The 17080-nt window shown below is 43.6% G+C and carries 22 protein-coding genes and 1 pseudogene; 8 read left to right on the top strand and 15 right to left on the bottom strand.

Annotated elements, in window-relative coordinates:
* Positions 1 to 69: 69 nt before the first annotated feature.
* Together MHI21_RS25085 and MHI21_RS25080 are read right to left on the bottom strand one after the other, a co-directional pair.
* On the bottom strand, positions 70 to 1074 hold the full coding sequence (locus tag MHI21_RS25085; RefSeq protein WP_341162709.1) for a sensor histidine kinase: 1005 nt from the start codon (positions 1072 to 1074) through the stop codon (positions 70 to 72).
* A complete protein-coding gene (locus tag MHI21_RS25080) occupies positions 1067 to 1762 on the bottom strand; it encodes a response regulator transcription factor (protein ID WP_342419112.1) in 696 nt (231 codons plus the stop codon). The genes MHI21_RS25085 and MHI21_RS25080 overlap by 8 nt, the downstream gene beginning before the upstream one ends.
* A gap of 219 nt (positions 1763 to 1981) precedes the next feature.
* Here MHI21_RS25080 and MHI21_RS25075 point away from each other — a divergent pair, with 219 nt between their 5' ends.
* Both MHI21_RS25075 and MHI21_RS25070 read left to right on the top strand, forming a co-directional pair.
* Positions 1982 to 2611, top strand: a complete 630-nt coding sequence (locus MHI21_RS25075; protein ID WP_069290707.1) for a YfbR-like 5'-deoxynucleotidase — start codon at positions 1982 to 1984, stop codon at positions 2609 to 2611.
* A gap of 174 nt (positions 2612 to 2785) precedes the next feature.
* Complete coding sequence (locus tag MHI21_RS25070; protein WP_342419111.1) at positions 2786 to 3772, top strand: aldo/keto reductase; 987 nt, start codon at positions 2786 to 2788, stop codon at positions 3770 to 3772.
* Positions 3773 to 3871: 99 nt separating this feature from the next.
* On the opposite strand, the gene MHI21_RS25065 is transcribed toward MHI21_RS25070, so the two are convergent.
* The 7 genes from MHI21_RS25065 to MHI21_RS25035 form a co-directional block, all read right to left on the bottom strand.
* Complete coding sequence (locus MHI21_RS25065; RefSeq protein WP_342419110.1) at positions 3872 to 4171, bottom strand: spore coat protein; 300 nt, start codon at positions 4169 to 4171, stop codon at positions 3872 to 3874.
* Entirely contained in the window at positions 4168 to 4377 is a 210-nt protein-coding gene (locus MHI21_RS25060) for a hypothetical protein (protein ID WP_238807980.1), read from the bottom strand. The genes MHI21_RS25065 and MHI21_RS25060 overlap by 4 nt, the downstream gene beginning before the upstream one ends.
* Positions 4378 to 4409: 32 nt before the next feature.
* A complete protein-coding gene (locus MHI21_RS25055) occupies positions 4410 to 5546 on the bottom strand; it encodes a zinc-dependent alcohol dehydrogenase (protein ID WP_160788324.1) in 1137 nt (378 codons plus the stop codon).
* Positions 5543 to 5923 carry a spore coat protein gene (locus MHI21_RS25050; protein ID WP_235306746.1) on the bottom strand — a complete coding sequence of 127 codons (381 nt, stop codon included), beginning with the start codon at positions 5921 to 5923 and terminating at the stop codon, positions 5543 to 5545. Before MHI21_RS25050 ends, MHI21_RS25055 begins: the two co-directional genes overlap by 4 nt.
* A 40-nt stretch (positions 5924 to 5963) precedes the next feature.
* Positions 5964 to 6215, bottom strand: a complete 252-nt coding sequence (locus tag MHI21_RS25045) for a hypothetical protein (RefSeq protein WP_061829797.1) — start codon at positions 6213 to 6215, stop codon at positions 5964 to 5966.
* A 172-nt stretch (positions 6216 to 6387) separates the two neighbouring features.
* The gene (locus tag MHI21_RS25040) at positions 6388 to 7926 is read right to left on the bottom strand and encodes an FAD-dependent oxidoreductase (protein ID WP_342419109.1); all 1539 of its coding nucleotides are present in this window, start codon (positions 7924 to 7926) and stop codon (positions 6388 to 6390) included.
* A gap of 177 nt (positions 7927 to 8103) precedes the next feature.
* Positions 8104 to 8727, bottom strand: a complete 624-nt coding sequence (locus MHI21_RS25035) for an acetate uptake transporter (RefSeq protein ID WP_341162715.1) — start codon at positions 8725 to 8727, stop codon at positions 8104 to 8106.
* Positions 8728 to 8987: 260 nt separating this feature from the next.
* Here MHI21_RS25035 and MHI21_RS25030 point away from each other — a divergent pair, with 260 nt between their 5' ends.
* The 3 genes from MHI21_RS25030 (at position 8988) to MHI21_RS25020 (ending at position 10987) form a co-directional block, all read left to right on the top strand.
* Positions 8988 to 9344, top strand: coding sequence for a nucleotide excision repair endonuclease (locus tag MHI21_RS25030; RefSeq protein WP_342419108.1), 357 nt, complete (start codon positions 8988 to 8990; stop codon positions 9342 to 9344).
* Between the two features lie 110 nt (positions 9345 to 9454).
* A complete protein-coding gene (locus MHI21_RS25025) occupies positions 9455 to 10399 on the top strand; it encodes a YafY family protein (RefSeq protein WP_342419107.1) in 945 nt (314 codons plus the stop codon).
* A gap of 66 nt (positions 10400 to 10465) precedes the next feature.
* A complete protein-coding gene (locus tag MHI21_RS25020) occupies positions 10466 to 10987 on the top strand; it encodes a DinB family protein (RefSeq protein WP_342419106.1) in 522 nt (173 codons plus the stop codon).
* On the opposite strand, the gene MHI21_RS25015 is transcribed toward MHI21_RS25020, so the two are convergent.
* The 4 genes from MHI21_RS25015 to MHI21_RS25000 all read right to left on the bottom strand — a co-directional run bounded on the left by MHI21_RS25015 (position 10920) and on the right by MHI21_RS25000 (position 13519).
* Complete coding sequence (locus MHI21_RS25015) at positions 10920 to 11456, bottom strand: Crp/Fnr family transcriptional regulator (protein WP_342419105.1); 537 nt, start codon at positions 11454 to 11456, stop codon at positions 10920 to 10922. The genes MHI21_RS25020 and MHI21_RS25015 overlap by 68 nt on opposite strands.
* 36 nt (positions 11457 to 11492) lie before the next feature.
* Complete coding sequence (locus tag MHI21_RS25010) at positions 11493 to 12233, bottom strand: SDR family oxidoreductase (protein WP_342419104.1); 741 nt, start codon at positions 12231 to 12233, stop codon at positions 11493 to 11495.
* The gene (locus tag MHI21_RS25005) at positions 12230 to 12841 is read right to left on the bottom strand and encodes a TetR family transcriptional regulator (RefSeq protein WP_342419103.1); all 612 of its coding nucleotides are present in this window, start codon (positions 12839 to 12841) and stop codon (positions 12230 to 12232) included. Before MHI21_RS25005 ends, MHI21_RS25010 begins: the two co-directional genes overlap by 4 nt.
* A 132-nt stretch (positions 12842 to 12973) precedes the next feature.
* The gene (locus tag MHI21_RS25000; RefSeq protein ID WP_342419102.1) at positions 12974 to 13519 is read right to left on the bottom strand and encodes a glutathione peroxidase; all 546 of its coding nucleotides are present in this window, start codon (positions 13517 to 13519) and stop codon (positions 12974 to 12976) included.
* Between the two features lie 279 nt (positions 13520 to 13798).
* On the opposite strand from MHI21_RS25000, the gene MHI21_RS24995 reads away from it, so the two are divergent.
* Positions 13799 to 14527 carry a YheC/YheD family protein gene (locus MHI21_RS24995; protein ID WP_342419101.1) on the top strand — a complete coding sequence of 243 codons (729 nt, stop codon included), beginning with the start codon at positions 13799 to 13801 and terminating at the stop codon, positions 14525 to 14527.
* A 115-nt stretch (positions 14528 to 14642) separates the two neighbouring features.
* Here the strand turns inward: MHI21_RS24995 and MHI21_RS24990 are convergent, their stop codons facing one another.
* Positions 14643 to 15353, bottom strand: a complete 711-nt coding sequence (locus tag MHI21_RS24990; RefSeq protein WP_342419100.1) for an SDR family oxidoreductase — start codon at positions 15351 to 15353, stop codon at positions 14643 to 14645.
* Positions 15354 to 15385: 32 nt separating this feature from the next.
* The gene (locus MHI21_RS24985; protein ID WP_342419099.1) at positions 15386 to 15937 is read right to left on the bottom strand and encodes an NAD(P)H-dependent oxidoreductase; all 552 of its coding nucleotides are present in this window, start codon (positions 15935 to 15937) and stop codon (positions 15386 to 15388) included.
* Between the two features lie 163 nt (positions 15938 to 16100).
* Here MHI21_RS24985 and MHI21_RS24980 point away from each other — a divergent pair, with 163 nt between their 5' ends.
* Together MHI21_RS24980 and MHI21_RS24975 are read left to right on the top strand one after the other, a co-directional pair.
* Positions 16101 to 16451 (top strand): helix-turn-helix domain-containing protein, encoded by a 351-nt coding sequence (locus tag MHI21_RS24980; protein WP_103744503.1) that lies wholly within the window; start codon positions 16101 to 16103, stop codon positions 16449 to 16451.
* Between the two features lie 160 nt (positions 16452 to 16611).
* Positions 16612 to 17033, top strand: a pseudogene (locus tag MHI21_RS24975) (hypothetical protein).
* Positions 17034 to 17080 lie beyond the last annotated feature (47 nt).

Genomic DNA, 17080 nt, shown 5'->3' with positions numbered 1-17080 from the left:
TTATAAAAATAGAGCCGATGTTTTTCCTTTGATTGGGCGAACAATGCATAAAAGCATGTGACATCTCTGTCACATGCTCACCATGCTCACGAAATCATTTCGTTTGGGAAAAATTAAAGTGAAGGTTGTACCCACGTTCGGTTTGGAGTGCACATCTATATGTATGAGCAAGGACTGGGCTGCCTTTTTCGTTAAATATAACCCCATGCCCGTTGAAGTATGATCAGAATGTTGGGTTGTGGAGGTAAAACCTTTCTCAAAAATACGGGGTATATCCTTCGGATCAATACCGCGCCCAAAGTCTTGGATCTCAAGCTGTATTCGATCCCTTTGTTCATAGCTGTGAATGATAATATCACTGGCATCGCTATATTTGATGGCATTAGTTAAGAGCTGTCTGATGATAAAGGCCAACCATTTGGCATCACTCAGCACTTCCATGTGCTCCAATTGGATGTCAAAACCGATCCCTTTTTGGATGCACCATGACTGTAATGCTTTGATTTCATTAAAAACCAGAGATTTTAAATTCACTTGCTCGACATACAGATCATTTTCAATAAAGGATATGCGTTTGTGATGGAGCTGCTGATCCAGCAGTAAGTGGATTCGTAGCCATTCATAGGTTAACTGAGCTTTTAGGGGCTTATCGTCCAACCGCTCAATCATCAAATGCATGGTGGTCAAAGGCGTTTTTACCTCATGAATCCAGGATAATAGTTCATCTTTTTCATGTTCAAGTGTCAATTGATTTTGCGAGATGATCTGTTGTAACCGTTCGGTCTGGTCAGTGATTTTTTGTTCAATGATTTGCTCAAACGGACTCTCCGGTTCGCCTATACCCGTTAGTTCAAGAGGGCTCCTCCATTCTTCTAGTGTTATATAGAATTTGGTTTCCTTGGGATAGCGAATGATTAAAAAAACCAAGAAAATCATCATGGATAAGAAGACGATATAAAGGATGGGCATTAACGGAATTGCTGCATCCACATAAGCAATGAACAGGATCAGAAATTGCTGGCATACAAACAGTAGAATCCAGCTCCGCCTCTCTATAAGATATTTTTTAATCATAGGAAGGTGCCTCTTCTATAGCCATGTAGCCTTGCCCGACTTTCGTTTCAATGAAACGGCCCAAATCCAGCTCGTCTAATTTTTTACGCAGGCGGTTCAAGTTGACGGTCAGGGTATTGTCGCTGACAAAACGTTCATCATCCCAGAGGCTTTTAATTAATTCTTCTCGTGCGACAATTTTATTTTTTTGTTCGATTAGCAACTTCAAAATAAAAATCTCGTTCTTGGTTAATTCGATGGAGCCAGCCTCATTGGCTACTACATTTTTTTCATAATCGACCGTCGCTCCACACCATGTTTTCAGGGAGACGGGTTCTGTATTGTAATTATATACGCGGCGGAGTGTCGCCTGTAATTTTGCAATGAGTACATCAAAATGAAACGGTTTTTGGATAAAATCATCCGCTCCAAGCTGCATCGACATCACCATATCCGTAGGATGATCCCGTGACGATAAGAAAAGGATGGGGACGTTAGAGTGGGATCGAATCATTCGACACCAATGAAACCCATCAAATTTCGGCAATTGAATATCTATCACGACCAGATCAGGCTTTATCGTTGTGAATTCCTGAATGACTTTATTAAAGTCCTGGATGCCATACACATCATAGTTCCATTGAGTTAACCGATCCTTCATTTCATGGAACAAAGTTTCATCATCTTCAATTAGTAAGATTTTGAACAACGATTTCACCACTTTTTACTTTTTTTAGGATTTTGAAAAATTCGATTCCAGTCGCTTATTGGATTTTGCAAACTCCTCTTTTATAAAGTGTATAGCAAAAATTGTGTATGTGCTACATGGTGGACTCAACTTGATATTGCGATAATCTACTGTTAATAGTTGAGGTTTATAGTGGGTTTATATTGACTATCTCATATATTTTAAAGGATGGATGCAATGATGGGGATTCACACGTATTTTCGGTCGCTAAATGAGCTGGAAAGAATCATCCGTTGTCCAGGTAAGTTTAAATTTGAGGAACACAGCGTATCGGCTCATTCCTGGAAAGTGGTGCAATATGCCAAAACGCTGGCTGATATTGAAGAAAGAAATGGTGTCAGTATTGACTGGAAAAAGCTATACGAGATTACGAGCAGTCACGATTACGGGGAGATTTTTATTGGAGACATCAAAACGCCAGTTAAGCATTCCTCTAAGGAACTACGATTATTAATCCAGCAGGTCGAAGAAGGTATGGTTGAGTATTTTATTGAAGAGAATATTCCCGAGGATTTTAAAGCCATTTTTCGCAAACAGCTAAGGGAAGGTAAAGATGATTCTGTAGAAGGGTTAATCCTTGAAGTTGCGGACAAAATGGATCAGGTGTACGAAGCATTTGCTGAGCTTCAGCGGGGCAATACGGAAAAGGAATTTATAGTCATGTATCGTAATGCACTTGTGAAAATCAAGAATATTCAATTACACTGCGTTAATTATTTTTTGGAAAATATCCTGCCCGATATGGTCAAGGAAGAAACGCCCTCATCCATTGATATCAAAAAGATTACGGAAGAGGCCTTAGCTTTGTAAATGAATTCCCCTACCGTCCAGAAGCTACTGAAGCGCTTCTGTTCATACATAATAATTCTCCTTTCAAACCAGACAATGCTTGACTTCAAGTTAACTTTAAGTAGTAACATACGGAATGTGACGTAGTGATTAGGAAATGCGATGACTATTCTGACAATTGAGGAGTGATACAAATTGAAAAAGAAACAACTGGGTAACAGCGCCCTTCAAGTATCTGCAATGGGTCTGGGCTGCATGGGAATGTCCGAATATTACGGTGAGTTGAATGATCAGGAGTCGATCAAAACGCTTCATCGTGCGCTGGAGCTAGGGATAAACTTCTGGGATACTGCCGATGTCTACGGTGTGGGGAAAAATGAAAAACTGATTAGCCAAGTTTTGCAGAGCCGCCGTGACGAAGTGGTGTTAGCTACTAAATTTTCTATTATGCGTGGGGAAGATGGCGCATTTATGGGGGTAAGCGGCCGTCCCGAATATGTAAAAGAGGCATGTGACCGCAGTCTGCAAAGACTAGGAGTAGATGTGATTGATTTGTACTACCAGCACCGTGTTGATCCGAATGTACCTATCGAGGAAACGGTGGGTGCGATGAGTGACCTGGTTCAGGCGGGAAAAGTCCGCTATTTGGGGCTGTCCGAAGCTTCTCCTGGGCTCATTCGACGCGCTCACAAGGTACATCCGATTACAGCCCTGCAAACGGAATACTCTTTATGGAGCCGGGAAGCGGAAGATGAAGTTATACCAACGTGTAAGGAACTGGGCATCGAATTTGTGGCCTACAGTCCACTTGGACGCGGCTTTTTGAGCGGGCAAATTCAGAAGTTTGATGATTTTGCAGAAGATGATTTCCGTCGCTCTGTGCCACGTTTTCAACCTGAGAATTTCCAGAAAAATCTGGATCTCGTGCAGCATGTTAAGGATCTTGCTGCCCAAAAAGGGGTCAAACCTTCTCAACTGGCGTTGGCATGGCTGCTTGCGCAAGAGGGAATTGTACCGATTCCAGGAACCAAGCGGGTTACGTATTTAGAGGAAAATGCAGGAGCCGTCGATGTGGTTTTATCCGCACAGGAAATGGAAGCTATTAACGCAATCATCCCCAAAGGAATGGCAGCAGGCCTTCGTTATCCTGCAGAACGGATGCCGAATTGGCAAGCTGAATAATGAAGATAATGAGATAAACCCAAAGCCGTCTTTCACGCGAATCGGCGTGAAAGGCGGCTTTGTGGGTTTCATAGATTAGCAAGAACGTACTTTTTCTTTTTACAAAACGGGAGCTTGCAATGCAGTATTGATATTTTGCAGATCCATCGAAAGCTGCTCTTTTACATTCCAAGGGTGATACCAGCCGCGTTCAATCATGTATGTGGAAATTTGCTCATGCGTATCAATAGCTTCATCCAGTTGCTTTGTAAGAATTTCCTTAATTTCTGGAGTTCCCGCTTCTGTTACGGCCATAGCGTAATTTCTCACACCGCTTTTGGCCGCGTTCAGAAAATCGGCTGCAATGACTTGGTCCGTTAAGGTATTCAGTCCGGTCAAATGCTCCAATAGTGTATTCATGGCTTAACCTCCTGTGAACTGGCTTGATCTAAGAGGGTGCCGAGTTCTTGTAATTGGCGGGTCGATAAGTCAACATCCTGCTGTAATATAGCTTTGAGAGTCGGATCAGAGATCAATGCTTGCATTGTTTTGGACTTGGTAAGACATACTGTTTTGAACGCTGACAGTTCATGGACTTCAAGGGTTTCGTGCAGGCCATACACCATATGACGTTTACCTCCAATACTCCAATATATAGTTAAGGTTTAAGCACCACTTTGATGCAATTGTCTTGTCTGGTATCGAAAATTTCATATCCACGTTTGGCGTCGCTTAACGGAATGACGTGTGTAACAACGTCTCCTGGGTCCACCTTTCCCGTATCAATCAGCTCATACATATATGGCATATAGTGAATAACGGGAGCCTGTCCCGTACGTAAATTAACATTTCGCTGAAAAATGTCTCCCAAAGGAAAACCGTTATATCGTCCGCCGTATACCCCGGTAACTTGAATGGTCCCGCCTTTGCGGACAGCTTGTGTGGCTATGACCAATCCTCCTAAAGCTCCACCGTGAAGTTTGAGACCAGAAGCCAAGGATTCCAGCGGAGACATTTTACCGCTCATGCCGGAGCAATCAATAACTACGTCCGCGCCTCCTTTGGTCATCTCCTTCAGGTAGTTGCCAACGTTTTCTTGCGATTCCACATTAACGATCTCCACGTGATTGGTGCGCTTCGCATGTTGCAGACGATAATCCAGATAGTCTGCCGCAATGACTCGTTTTGCCCCTTTGAACCAGGCGAACTTTTGCGCTAACAAACCTACCGGCCCACAGCCAATAACAATGACAGTATCCCCCTTCTTCACTCCTGCATTATCGACGCTCCAAAATGCAGTAGTCATGGCATCAGCAATCAGGCAAAGCTTCTCGTCAGGATGTTCACAACTCTCCGGAATTTTGAAGTGAGTGAAGTTGGCAAAAGGCACACGTAAATATTCAGCTTGTCCACCCGGATATCCACCAGTTGTTCCTGAATAGCCGAAAAAACCGCCCATATCTCCATGCTCATTAGAATGATCACATTGACTTTCCAATTGGTTTTTACAATAAAAGCATTCACCGCACGCTATGTTGAACGGAATGATCACGCGGTCTCCCTTTTTCAAGTTGGTTACGCCGCTGCCGACTTCTTCTACAACCCCCATCGGCTCATGCCCAATTACATAATCCTCTTGTAGATTCGGAATCATTCCATGAATGAGATGCAGATCTGAACCACAAATAGCGGTTGTTGTCAGTCTGATAATCGCATCATCGGCTTTTTGAATACTCGGGTCCGGAACATCTTTAACCACAACGTTTTTGATACCTTGGTAGGTCACTGCTTTCATGCCTGGTTTCCTCCCATATGTTCGTCCGGCGTGCGATCAAACATACCCTTGCGGGTGGTATCGTCTGGGAACAGTTTCATTTTACTGATGTCCACCGTCTTGTTGGCTGATAGTTGATCCAATTGATACTGCTTTTGCAGATCATAGGGATGAAACCATTTTTTTCGTACCATAAGATCAGTGATTTCCTGATGAAACGCGATGCCTTGATGCAATTGATTGCGCAACAGAGTTCTAGCATCTGGAGAGACGGTTTCCGTCAAGGCTATGGCTGTATTTCGAACCCCTTCCTTGACGCGAATCAGAAAGTCCATCGCAAATGTCATGTCTGCCATTTCCGGCATATTTAATGAGTTTTTTGGATCCACATAATCCATTCTTGCGGACTGGGTCTGATTTAATGTCACATCATTCACCTCAATTTAAAATTGGTGTTGGTCGGAATTCTGGAACAGGTGCCTGAAACGGTGCTTTAACATACAATGCTTGCAAATCGGCAATAGCTTGTATAGATTGCTGAACATCTTTTTCCATTAAATCCTTTAGCTCTTGATCGAATACCAAGCCCTGCATTAATTTGGACTTAGCTAAGCATAACGTTTTAAAATTAAGCGCTTCGTGGATCTCTAGAGACTCATGCGCCGCTAATGCAGACTGTTGGCTTATCATAGGATCACCTTTCTTTTATGATTCTCAAAGGTATGTTGTCCAGCGTAACTATGTTTATTCAGAGCTATGAAAAGGTTGGGTTACCGAACGAGGGGGACTCTTTTGGAAGAACAGCGAGCGATTCCAGTAAGGCCTGTGCTCTTGAGTCTCCTTAAGCATACAAAGGTTGGTGCTATTCCCCTTCAACCTTGCCAAGCGATTTTTTGGCCGGACCTTCAATGACTTCGCCTTGATATGAAAAGCGTGAGCCATGACAAGGGCAATCCCATGTTCTTTCCGCCTCATTCCACTCGACTTCGCAACCCATATGGGTGCATGTTGTGTCCACTAGGTGTAATGCTCCTTGTGGGTCTCGGTATGCGCCCGCTCTTTTGCCGTTCACCCGAATGACCGCCCCTTCGTCGTGCTGCAGTTCTTCGGCTTTTTTGTAGTTGATCCCCAATTTCCCAGCAATCAAATGTTTAGCCACATTCGCATTTTGAGTCACAAATGTTTTAATGTCGGGGTCCATATGAAATCTTGAAGGGGAGAAAAGATCCTGATACGGGCTTTCCTCTCTGGTAATCAGATTCGTATTTAATAAAGCTGCCGCTACACTTGTGGTCATCCCCCATTTTCTATACCCCGTAGCAACGAGGATGTTAGAAGTGTTAGATAGTTCCTGCCCAATATAAGGGAGTTTGTCTAGCGTATACAAGTCTTGAGCCGACCAGCGATAAACAATTTCCTTTAATCCAAATGTTTGCTCTGCGAACTTTTTTAAAGCTTCATAGTACTGGAAAGTACAGATTCCTTGTCCCGTTTTGTGGCCTTCCCCACCGACGATAACCATCGGTTCTCCGTTAACCATTACGGAGCGAAGCGAACGTTTGGGGGTTTCCGCACTTAGGTACATACCACCCGGATAGGTTTTGTCCGTCTTGACCGCTAGTACATAAGACCGCTCGGCATGCAATCGCGCAAAATAAAGACTGTTTGGATCATTGAACGGAAAATGCGAGGAGGATACGACATAGTTGCAGGTGATTTTGTGCCCGTCGCTTGTTGTAATGATGGCAGGGTTCCCTTTTTCCACACCTACAACGGTGGTTTGTTCATAAATTTTCCCGTCCTGACGGATGACTTGGTTTGCCAAATATCTTAAGAAAGGTACCGGATTAAATTGGGCTTGTTTATTCATCTTAATAGCTGCTTTAGTTGAAAACGGCAGAGGCGTTTGTTCGACATAACTTCCCGGGATGCCAAGTTCCTCGTAGGCTTTATATTCGTCGTTGATTTTTTCCACATGCGTATCCGCACATGTATAAACGTAGGCATCTTCTTCTGTAAATTGACAATCGATATTAAACTCTTCTACCGTTTGCTTGATAAATTGAAGAGCATCACGGTTGGCTTCGTAATAGAGCCGGGTTTTTTCCTTGCCAAAATGTGAAAGAAACTCGCTGTAGATCAAATCATGTTGTGCGGTAATTTTGGCGGTCGTATGGCCCGTTGTTCCATGAAGTATCCGCCCTGCGTCGACGACTGCGACGTTTAGTCCTTTTTTAGAAAGTAAATAAGCAGTGGTAATACCAGTAATCCCCGCACCTACAATGGCAACATCCACCTGAATATCTTCACTAAGCTTGGGAAAGTTGGGGATGTCAGTTGAAGCTAACCAATATGATTCGGGAAATTGCGGAAATGTGGTACGAGATTCGCCTTGTGTCATTTTTACAAATACCCCTTTGATTACAATTTATGTATATTGTTATCATTGTGGGCTTTTATATTCACTAAACGACTCTCTTTAGTATTTTTTTGATACGGAGGGAGTGATGGAAAAGAAACAAAACCGTCCTTAACGCGGATCGGCGCGAAAGGCGGCTTTGTAGGTTTACATATACAGCTAAGGACGTGGCTTGAAAATGCCGAAAGGACGTCCGACAGGCAGGAATGTACGGCCAAAATGAGCATTCAGAACGGCAGCTCCTGTACCATACAGTGAGAGTAGACCAATGCCCATTTCAGCATAAGCGGCGATGGTATGGAATATCTCTGGTGCAACGCCGAATGCATCGAAGCTAAGACCGAGGAACAGAAAATCAATCAACACAAAAATAAAGAATAGAACCTTATGCGTCTCCATCGCTCCAATAGTCATGAAGAGCGTAAAGATGAGATAGCCCGCAAAGGCAAAGCCGAGCTGTTTGCCATCTACAGCGGATGCCAGCTCTGAGCCGAATACGCCCATTTTAATCATCCAGCTACTAGCTACGGCTAACCAGAAGAAGGCGTAAGCACCAAATGCCGTCATGCCAAAGGTGTTGTTGTGTTTCGCATCCTGAATGGAGGCAAACAGCTGCGCAAAAGCACCGAGAAATATAGCCCAAGGGATGATGAAGCTTAAGCCGTCAGTGAGACCAAGCTTTTGGGATGAAGCCACAAGCGTTACAATAGCCAAGCCAAACAGGCCAATCGCACTCGGATCGGCCGTTATGATTTTTACGTTAGAATGAGATTCATTTTGCATGAAAAAATAGAAGCCTCCAATAATGTTCAAGTACGCGTCAATCTGCCGATGCCAGAATCACACTGACATATTGTAACGGAAACCGACGTACACGCATAGTAGGTAATTCATAAAATTTCTACCATCTTGTTTTGGGTTGGAATGGGTTTTATTTCAATCCTCGAGTATCTTTGCTTAGGGGATGGGTAAGGATTATTAAATGGTGTTACCACGGGATTTGTGATAATATTTACACCTATATAGAATGAGGAAGTGACATAGTGATTAATATAACAATTCCAACTCCGGATATCACGATTAGCAAGCAGGTCAACCCTGAGCTCAGCCATATTTACGGATTTACCGACTTTCACCTGATCCCTAGGGATAAGGCAGGTATCTTTATGTTCTACAATGCGCAGGAGGAATTGCTGTTCGTTGGTAAAGCAAGAAAGCTAAGACCAAGAATCAAAAAGCATTTTGAAGATAACGTATCACCGATCAAGGACAAGCGAAATGAAGTAGCGATTATTGAGGTTTGTATTGTGGAAGATGCGGTAGAGCGAGAAATTTATGAAACCTACATCATCAATACACAAAAGGCTAAATATAACGTCGAAAAAGTATTTTTTAAGTAATGAAGTAACTTCCGTGTGAAAAAAAAGAGCAATAAGTCGCAGTGACTGTACTGCCCTTATTGCTTTTTTGTATTTCTGCATTTTAGATCCTTCCAGAGAGGGGCCGTGGTATGAACAAAACAGATCGTTTGCTAGCGATCTTGCTAGAGTTGCAGCGTAAGGATATTTTACGAGCCGAGGATTTGGCAGCCATATTCGAAACGAGTGTGAGAACCATCTATCGGGATATTCAGGCTCTAAGTGAATCGGGCGTACCGATTGTAGGAGCACCGGGCATTGGATATTCCTTGATGGAGGGGTACTTTCTGCCCCCAGTGAGCTTTACCGCAGAAGAAGCTGTGGCGTTGCTAATTGGGACGGATTTTATCGAACAAAAATTTGATACAGACTACGGGATCAAGGCGCAAGCTTCCCGCAGAAAGATTGAAGCCATTTTACCGGAGAGCGTTCGCAGGGAAGTTTCCCGGGTGCGCACGACCATCAGATTGCTTGCGGTGGGTGAGGGGACAAACCATAGCGAGAAAGCCTGTTTGGAAATGCTGCGTCTCGCTGTATTGGAAAAACGGAAAGTACAGTTTGGCTACTCCAAAAGAATGCCAGAGGCTGACGGGAATCGTCAAAGTGTGCGTGTGGTCGCTCCTTATGGCCTTGTACTGCTCCGTGGTTCTTGGGTATTAATTGGGCAATGCGAATTGCGGCAGCAACTTCGCCATTTCCGTCTATCACGTATGGACGAGCTTATCGTGTTGGAGGACAGGTTTCAGTTGCCTGTCGATTTTCATTTGCAGGATTACAAGCAAACCGATGACCGTCATGTAACTGTTCGCATACTAGCAAGTTCAGATATTGCAGATAAGGTGAAGGAAGCGAACAACTTTTATATGGAGGCCATAGAGGAGCGTGCGGATGGACTGCATGTACTCTTCCGCGTCAGACAGCCGGAGGAACTACTGCAATGGATACTTGGATGGGGTGCAGATGTGGTTGTGCTAGAGCCTGAATCGCTCCGGGAGCGGGTACGTACGGAAGTGGAAAAAATGTTGAAATGCTACTGACATAATGCTGTCAGTAGCATTTTTGTATAGTAAAGCTACTTTGATAGAGAGGGGCTTTACTAATATATGAATACAACTGAAACATTGCAGCGTTTTGAAGAAACGGTACAACACTATCTTCTGGAATTGGACAGCTTTAGCTTGGAGCAATTGCAGTACACACCGCAGGAGGATCAATGGTCGCTTGGACAAATGTATCTTCATTTGGTGAACTCTGCTCTGTATATGCATCTGAAGAACATTGATGTTTGTTTACAACCTAATGGGGAGACAGGAGTTAAAACGGAGGCAGGTACGGCTGTTTTTAATCTGGGGGGATTCCCACCCATACGTATCCAAGTCCCACCATCCCCACAATACAGTCCCCCACAACCGACGAGCAAAGAAGAAATTGTGGAGGGATTAAACGTGGTGATCCGCAAGATGAGAGAGATTGAGCCGACCGTTGGAAAGTCAACAGGGCCGTCTACCGTCTCTCATCCCAGATTCGGCGCGTTGAATGCTGGAGAGTGGTTTGCGCTTATCGAGATGCATTATCGTCATCATCTTTTGCAGAAGGAGCGCTTGAAGCACGCAATAGCCGATTAATCGTCTCCCGACGCAGCCCGATAAACTGGCCGATTTCCTCCTGCGTCAGCACGTCCGTTAACGTGGCGGGTGCGATGTAGGAGTGGAACCAGCGTTGGAGCTTCCGAAGCTTCTCGGCAGGTGACACCTCGGTGAGCTGGTCAATTCGTTGCTGCATCATGCGCAACTTGTCCTGTAGCTGTAAAGCGATAGCCCGACATTGAGTCGGATCTTGCTCCAGCGCCTGATACCATTCTTTTTGTGACAGAACCTCAACCTCAGAGGTGACCAGCGCCATCGCGGTACCGTAATAGGGATTGGGACTGATGAGGGAGTGGTGCGGGATGATTTCATCGGGCACAATTACATTAACTAAAATTTGCGATCCGTCTTCATGGACGCGGATAATTTTTAACAAGCCGCTCTTTAATTGATATAAAGGGCCAGATTCCCCTTGTCGAAATAAGGTCTCGCCTTTGTGTAATAGCATGAACGTGTATAGCCTCCATTCCATGTATTCCAGCTTTTAGATGAACCCGCCATTGACGCGAATCGTCTGCCCGGTAACCCACTGTGATTTGGCGCTGACCAGGAACTCAATCACATCAGCGATATCTTCCGGCTCCCCGAGCCGACCCATAGCATTCATTTTTTTCATGCCTTCGATTTGCTGCTCGGTTTTTCCAGCTTGGAAAAGCTCGGTGTTCACAGGACCGGGAGCCACAGCGTTAATCGTAATTTGCTTGCTTCCGAACTCCTTGGCTAGCTGGCGGGTAAATTGCTCCACTGCGCCCTTGGTACCTGCGTATACGCTATAGGCCGGGAACATTTGTCCGATCACGGATGTGGACAGGTTCACGATTCTTCCGTAGTTTTCCATATATTTCATGGCTTGCTGACAGGCAAAGAAGGTGCCCTTTACATTCAGTGCAAATTGTTTGTCAAAATCAGCTTCGGATACCTCAGCCAGAGGTTGGGTGATCATCAGCCCAGCGTTGTTAACCAGAATATCCACTTTACCGAATTCAGCAATCGTATTTGTAAATAATGCCTCAATGTCACTCATTTTGCTCAGATCAGCGTGAAGTGCTATGGCTTTGCCACCTTTTTGAATAATGCTCTCCACGACTTCTTGGGCTTTGTCCGGACTGCTGGCATAATTGATGACTACATTAGCGCCCAGATCAGCCAGTTGCTCGGCAATGGCACGTCCAATTCCTCTAGAGGACCCGGTAATAATTGCTGTTTTTCCGTCCAAATGCTTCATATGTGTTTTGTCCTTCCTTCCATATCTATTTTAATGATTCCTTTTTCTAAAAGCATCCACACATCCGAAAACTCCTGATTAATTACGGGATTCTTCCATTCGTAAGCATGAGCGGGATGATGAAAACGGGATGTGGCATAGAAAAGGGTACGCGCCAGTTGGGCTGGCTGATCTGATATGATGTCCCCGCGTGCAATGATGTCAGCGAGCTGATCCACAATGTGGGCGATATGCTGGTCGATTAAATCAGCGGCTTGCTCGGTGACCCTCGTATACATCTCAAACATTTCCTCGTCGTCGCGGGCATAATACTGCTTAAGTTCGACCAAGGTCCGTATATATCGTTTTAAATGTGGCGTTCCCAGTATAGATGAATTCTGACAGACCTCCGTTAACGGGCCAATAATCTTTTCATTCAGCCATTTTTCGGTCACGCCTTCAAGAAGCTCGGCTTTACTTTTAAAGTGTCGGTAAATGGTGCCATGACTTACTCCCAATACTTTGGCAACATCGGTCACGGAGGTTTTGGCTACACCAAAACGTCTAAGTGTGTCTTCTGTAGCGATGAGAATCTCTTCCTTGGTTAGCACATCTGAGGATTTTTCCATAGGGACACGGTCAAATGCCGTGTGAGTCACCTCCTTGAAGTCAGGATAACACAAAGAGTATCAAATGACAAATATTCGTTTTTGTCATTTGATACTCTTTTTTTAAAGAATCCAAAGAAGTGAACAGGAAAATTACAATAGTGATTCGATGACAGGATCAATGGCACAGGGCTCCGTTGTTACTTCGAACCTTCCTTTTACATGGCCATCGCGATCGACCAAGAATTTAGAGAAGTTCCACTTGATACCGTCGCCAGCGTATATTTCTGGATACTTATCCCGCAGGAAATCCTCCATCCATTGACCGTCTTTGGTCTGGGTATCGAAGCCTTGAAATGGTGCCTGTTGGGTCAGATATTGAAATAAAGGATGAGGAGATAAGCCTCTTACATCCGTCTTCTCAAATAGTGGGAAGGTTACTCCATGGTTAATTTGGCAAATTCCCTGAACCTCCGAATTGCTACCCGGCTCTTTTTTATTGAATTGGTTACAAGGAAACGCAAGGATTTCAAAGCCTTGTTCCCTCCGTCTCTCGTAGAGCCTCTGCAGATCAGCGAATTGACTGGAGAAGCTACACTTGCTGGCTGTGTTTACAATGAGGAGAACCTTTCCTCTGTAGTCTGAGAATTCAATCGGTTTCCCGTTAATTGAAGTTGCCTGAAAATCATAAATAGACATATTAACGTTCCTCCTCACGTTATTTTTTAATACATCATATAACCAGAATTTTTATTGGTCTAATATATTATTGGAATCAACTTTATAGGTATTTACAATAACTTCGTCATGCAGAACACATTGTCCATCTCTCTCTTGAAATCAAAGAAGACTCGCCTTAAAGAAGGTAGGAGATTTGCCTCTTTCATAGCAAACTGTGGCATTCGCCGTTACCAAGATAGAATATAGATGCATATTCATGTAATGTGTGCAAAAACCCAACAGAATCGAGGGATATTCGTGCCCATTGGAAAGATGATTCAATACAAGGAAATGCGACAACATCCCATTTTACGTTCTCACTTGCCCGAAACCCGCTGGATCAGTAATGCAAGGACTTTACGGATGCTGGATACCTATCGCACAGTCTTCATCAAGCCTAATTATGGGAGTGGAGGAACTGGCATCATACGTGCGAAAAAGCTGGGGAGGAAATATGAGGTTCGTTGTGGCTCCAGTCGCAGAGTCGTTAGATCCCACGCCGTAAGAAGAGCAGTTAGAACCTATCGGAGACCTCATCGTCGTTATTTGGTACAGCAAGGACTTAAGTTAGCCAAGTACAAAGGTTCGATTTTTGATGCCAGAGTGTATATGCAGAAGCCGGAATCGGAATGGGTCATTTCAGGAATAACCGGCCGTGTCGCTGCACCTCGAAAAGTCGTTACCAACTATCGGAAGGGAGGACATGCGGCGCCGTTGTCCAAAGTGCTTTTAAGGGTCTTTAAAAATGACAGAACAAAAATGAAAGAGATTCTGGACCAGATCATCGAGCTTTCTAGAATCATTGCCGACACGATAGATAAAAATCATCCGGTTCGCGAGCTGGGCATCGATCTTGCTATTGAAAAGAGCGGTCAAATCTGGATTATCGAGGCTAATCCGCATCCCGGACATATGTTGTTCAGGCAGCTCCCCAATCACAAGATGATTCGCAACATTTTGAGAAACAAACGTCGTATTCATCATTAGGATAAAGTATGTGAAATCATTCATTGATAAGAAAAGGAGGAGAACGCCCAAGCAAAGATGCGGGAGCGTTCTCCGTTTTTTTTGTTAAATGACTGACAGATTTAAGGCGAAGCTTTTATGTTAAAATGTGTCCGCCATCCACATGAAGGACTGTTCCGGTCACAAACTGATTTTGAATCAAATAAATTACACCTCGTGCAACATCCTCCGCAAGTCCAACTCGCTTTACAGGAAGCTTATGCGCGACCGTATCATAGAATTGATTGCGCGTATTTTCAGGCATTTTGCTGCGTGAAGGTGTATCAATAATGCCGGGTGAGACGACATTCACGCGGATGGGAGCAAGCTCTAACGCCAAGGTTTGACCAAGATTCGAAACCGCTGCATTCACAGCACCGAGCGCAGAGGAGCCAATCATCGGCTTATATGCCACCACTCCTGAGAATAAGGTAATGGAACCCTCGGTTGAAAGTTGGGAAGCTCCGTATTTAGCTGCATAATACTGGCCCCAAAATTTGTTTTCGAATAGCTTGCGGGCTTGATCCGTCTCCAACTGAAGGAATGACCCACCTGATGTTTCTGCCGCGCTAACGATAAGATGGTCATAGGGCCCAACTTTTCCGAAGAAAGATTTTACCTGCTGCTCATCTGACGTGTCCAGCACATATATTGCAGCACGAGGGCCCAGCATTTCTTTGGCCTTGTGCAATTTATCCTCCGAGCGGCTGGCGATTACCACTTCCGCTCCAAGCGAAATGACTTGCTTAGCTGTTTCTAAACCGATACCTGAGCTTCCACCAATAATGACAATATTTTGGTTTTGCAAATGGATTCCCTCCTAGTGTTCCTCTGGATTTGTTAATCATGTAATACGGCTTGTAGATGTATATCAAGATCAGTAATAAATTTAGGTATATTTGGATTTTTAATAACATCGTAGCATGCAAAGCTTTTCAAAGGCTCCATGCCGAGAAATGTATGTGCAGAATGCAAATGCCTGAGTGCGGCTTCTAGACTAGCGCCATTAAAAAATTGATTTGGATCATTAAAAGCTTTTTCTGGAGCGTTCCAAGTCGTGGAGAACATATATTTCTTGTCGGTTAATAAACCTCCGCTACCATATTTATGAGCACCCGTGAAGAATACACCGTAAGCATAGACTTCATCCATATAAGTCTTTAATAATCCAGGAACGCTGAACCAATAGATAGGGGTTTGGTAAATGACTACATCCGCCCATAAAAATTTTTCTTGTTCTTCGCTGAGGGTATAGCCATTTTGAACAGACGTTGTTTTGATTTTGTTCTCTTCACTTAAGAGACGCACCATATTGTCCATCAATGTTTGGTTCAATTTCCCTTCAGACGAATCATATTTTTGATGACCGTTAATGATTAGTATATTTTTCATCTCTTCACCTCCTCGTATTAGAGAAAACATGACTTGCTACAGCGATATTGTATATGTAGTAAGTTCATATAGGGAAGTAGTGATATTTAATTCATATAGTTTCTTAAAAGGAACTATTGTGATACCATTGGGTTTAACAGATATTTTTTTTGGAGGAGTTCCTATGCACGCCCAAGAACCTATTGAATTGACCAAAGGAGTACCAGGCAAGCCGTGTCCTATTGCCCAAACACTTGATTTGATCGGAACGAAATGGACTTTTTTAATCATCCGCGACCTGCTTATCGAAGGAACACTGAGATTCAGCCAACTTCAGAAATCCATGAAAGGGATTAGCCCCAAAACGCTTTCCCTACGCCTGAAGGAACTTGAAGATAACGGCCTGTTAGAAAGAAAGGTATATGCCGAGGTTCCCCCGCGTGTTGAATATTCGTTAACGGAAAAAGGGAAGCGACTGGAAGGTGTTTTTATTGAGCTGAAGAGATTTGGCTTAGATTTAAAAGCAGATCATTGAGGGACATGACGCAGTATTCCAAGGTATCGTTGAGATGAACGATGCCTATTTCTTATATACAAAAAAGGGAGCGCTTACTATAAAGTTCACAGAAAGTTCACTTATGTGGAGGTTTTGACTATTTATATAATTACCAAGGTACACAGAAGGGATGATGGAATTGCCAACAACGAAGAAAGAAGATTTTTATTTTGGTTTAATGATGTGCTTGGGGATGGTCGTATTCATGACATTTTATAATCTATATACAAATGACTTGATTGGCACAATATCTCTAAAAGTAATGTTTCTTCAATAGCCTTCTCATTACCATACGACAAATCTAAAAAGGTATTTGTGATTCTGTCCCTCTCATGCTGTATGGTCATTGGAATGGTTTTTTGTATGTCACTTTATGGATTGGGGACAGCTTACTTTTTTAATGGTCTTTCGGGAGACTCATTATTTAAAAATTACTTATCTTTAGTTTTTAAGAATTTCATTTTTGCTTTCCCTCTGCAGTTCTTAATTGTAGGGCCGCTTGTTCGGTACTTATTTGTTAAATTCGTGAAAGGTACACGAATTGCGGTATCTTTAAGCTAAAACGAAGTCAACGACGGTATACGATAGCTCAGAAGCCGCCTTTTGTC

This window comes from Paenibacillus sp. FSL H8-0168, from assembly GCF_038592955.1.
GTDB classification, from domain to species: Bacteria; Bacillota; Bacilli; order Paenibacillales; family Paenibacillaceae; genus Paenibacillus; species Paenibacillus polymyxa_B.
The sequence above is the reverse complement of the archived record's forward strand: the minus strand, read 5'-3'. Positions and strand labels throughout refer to the sequence as shown.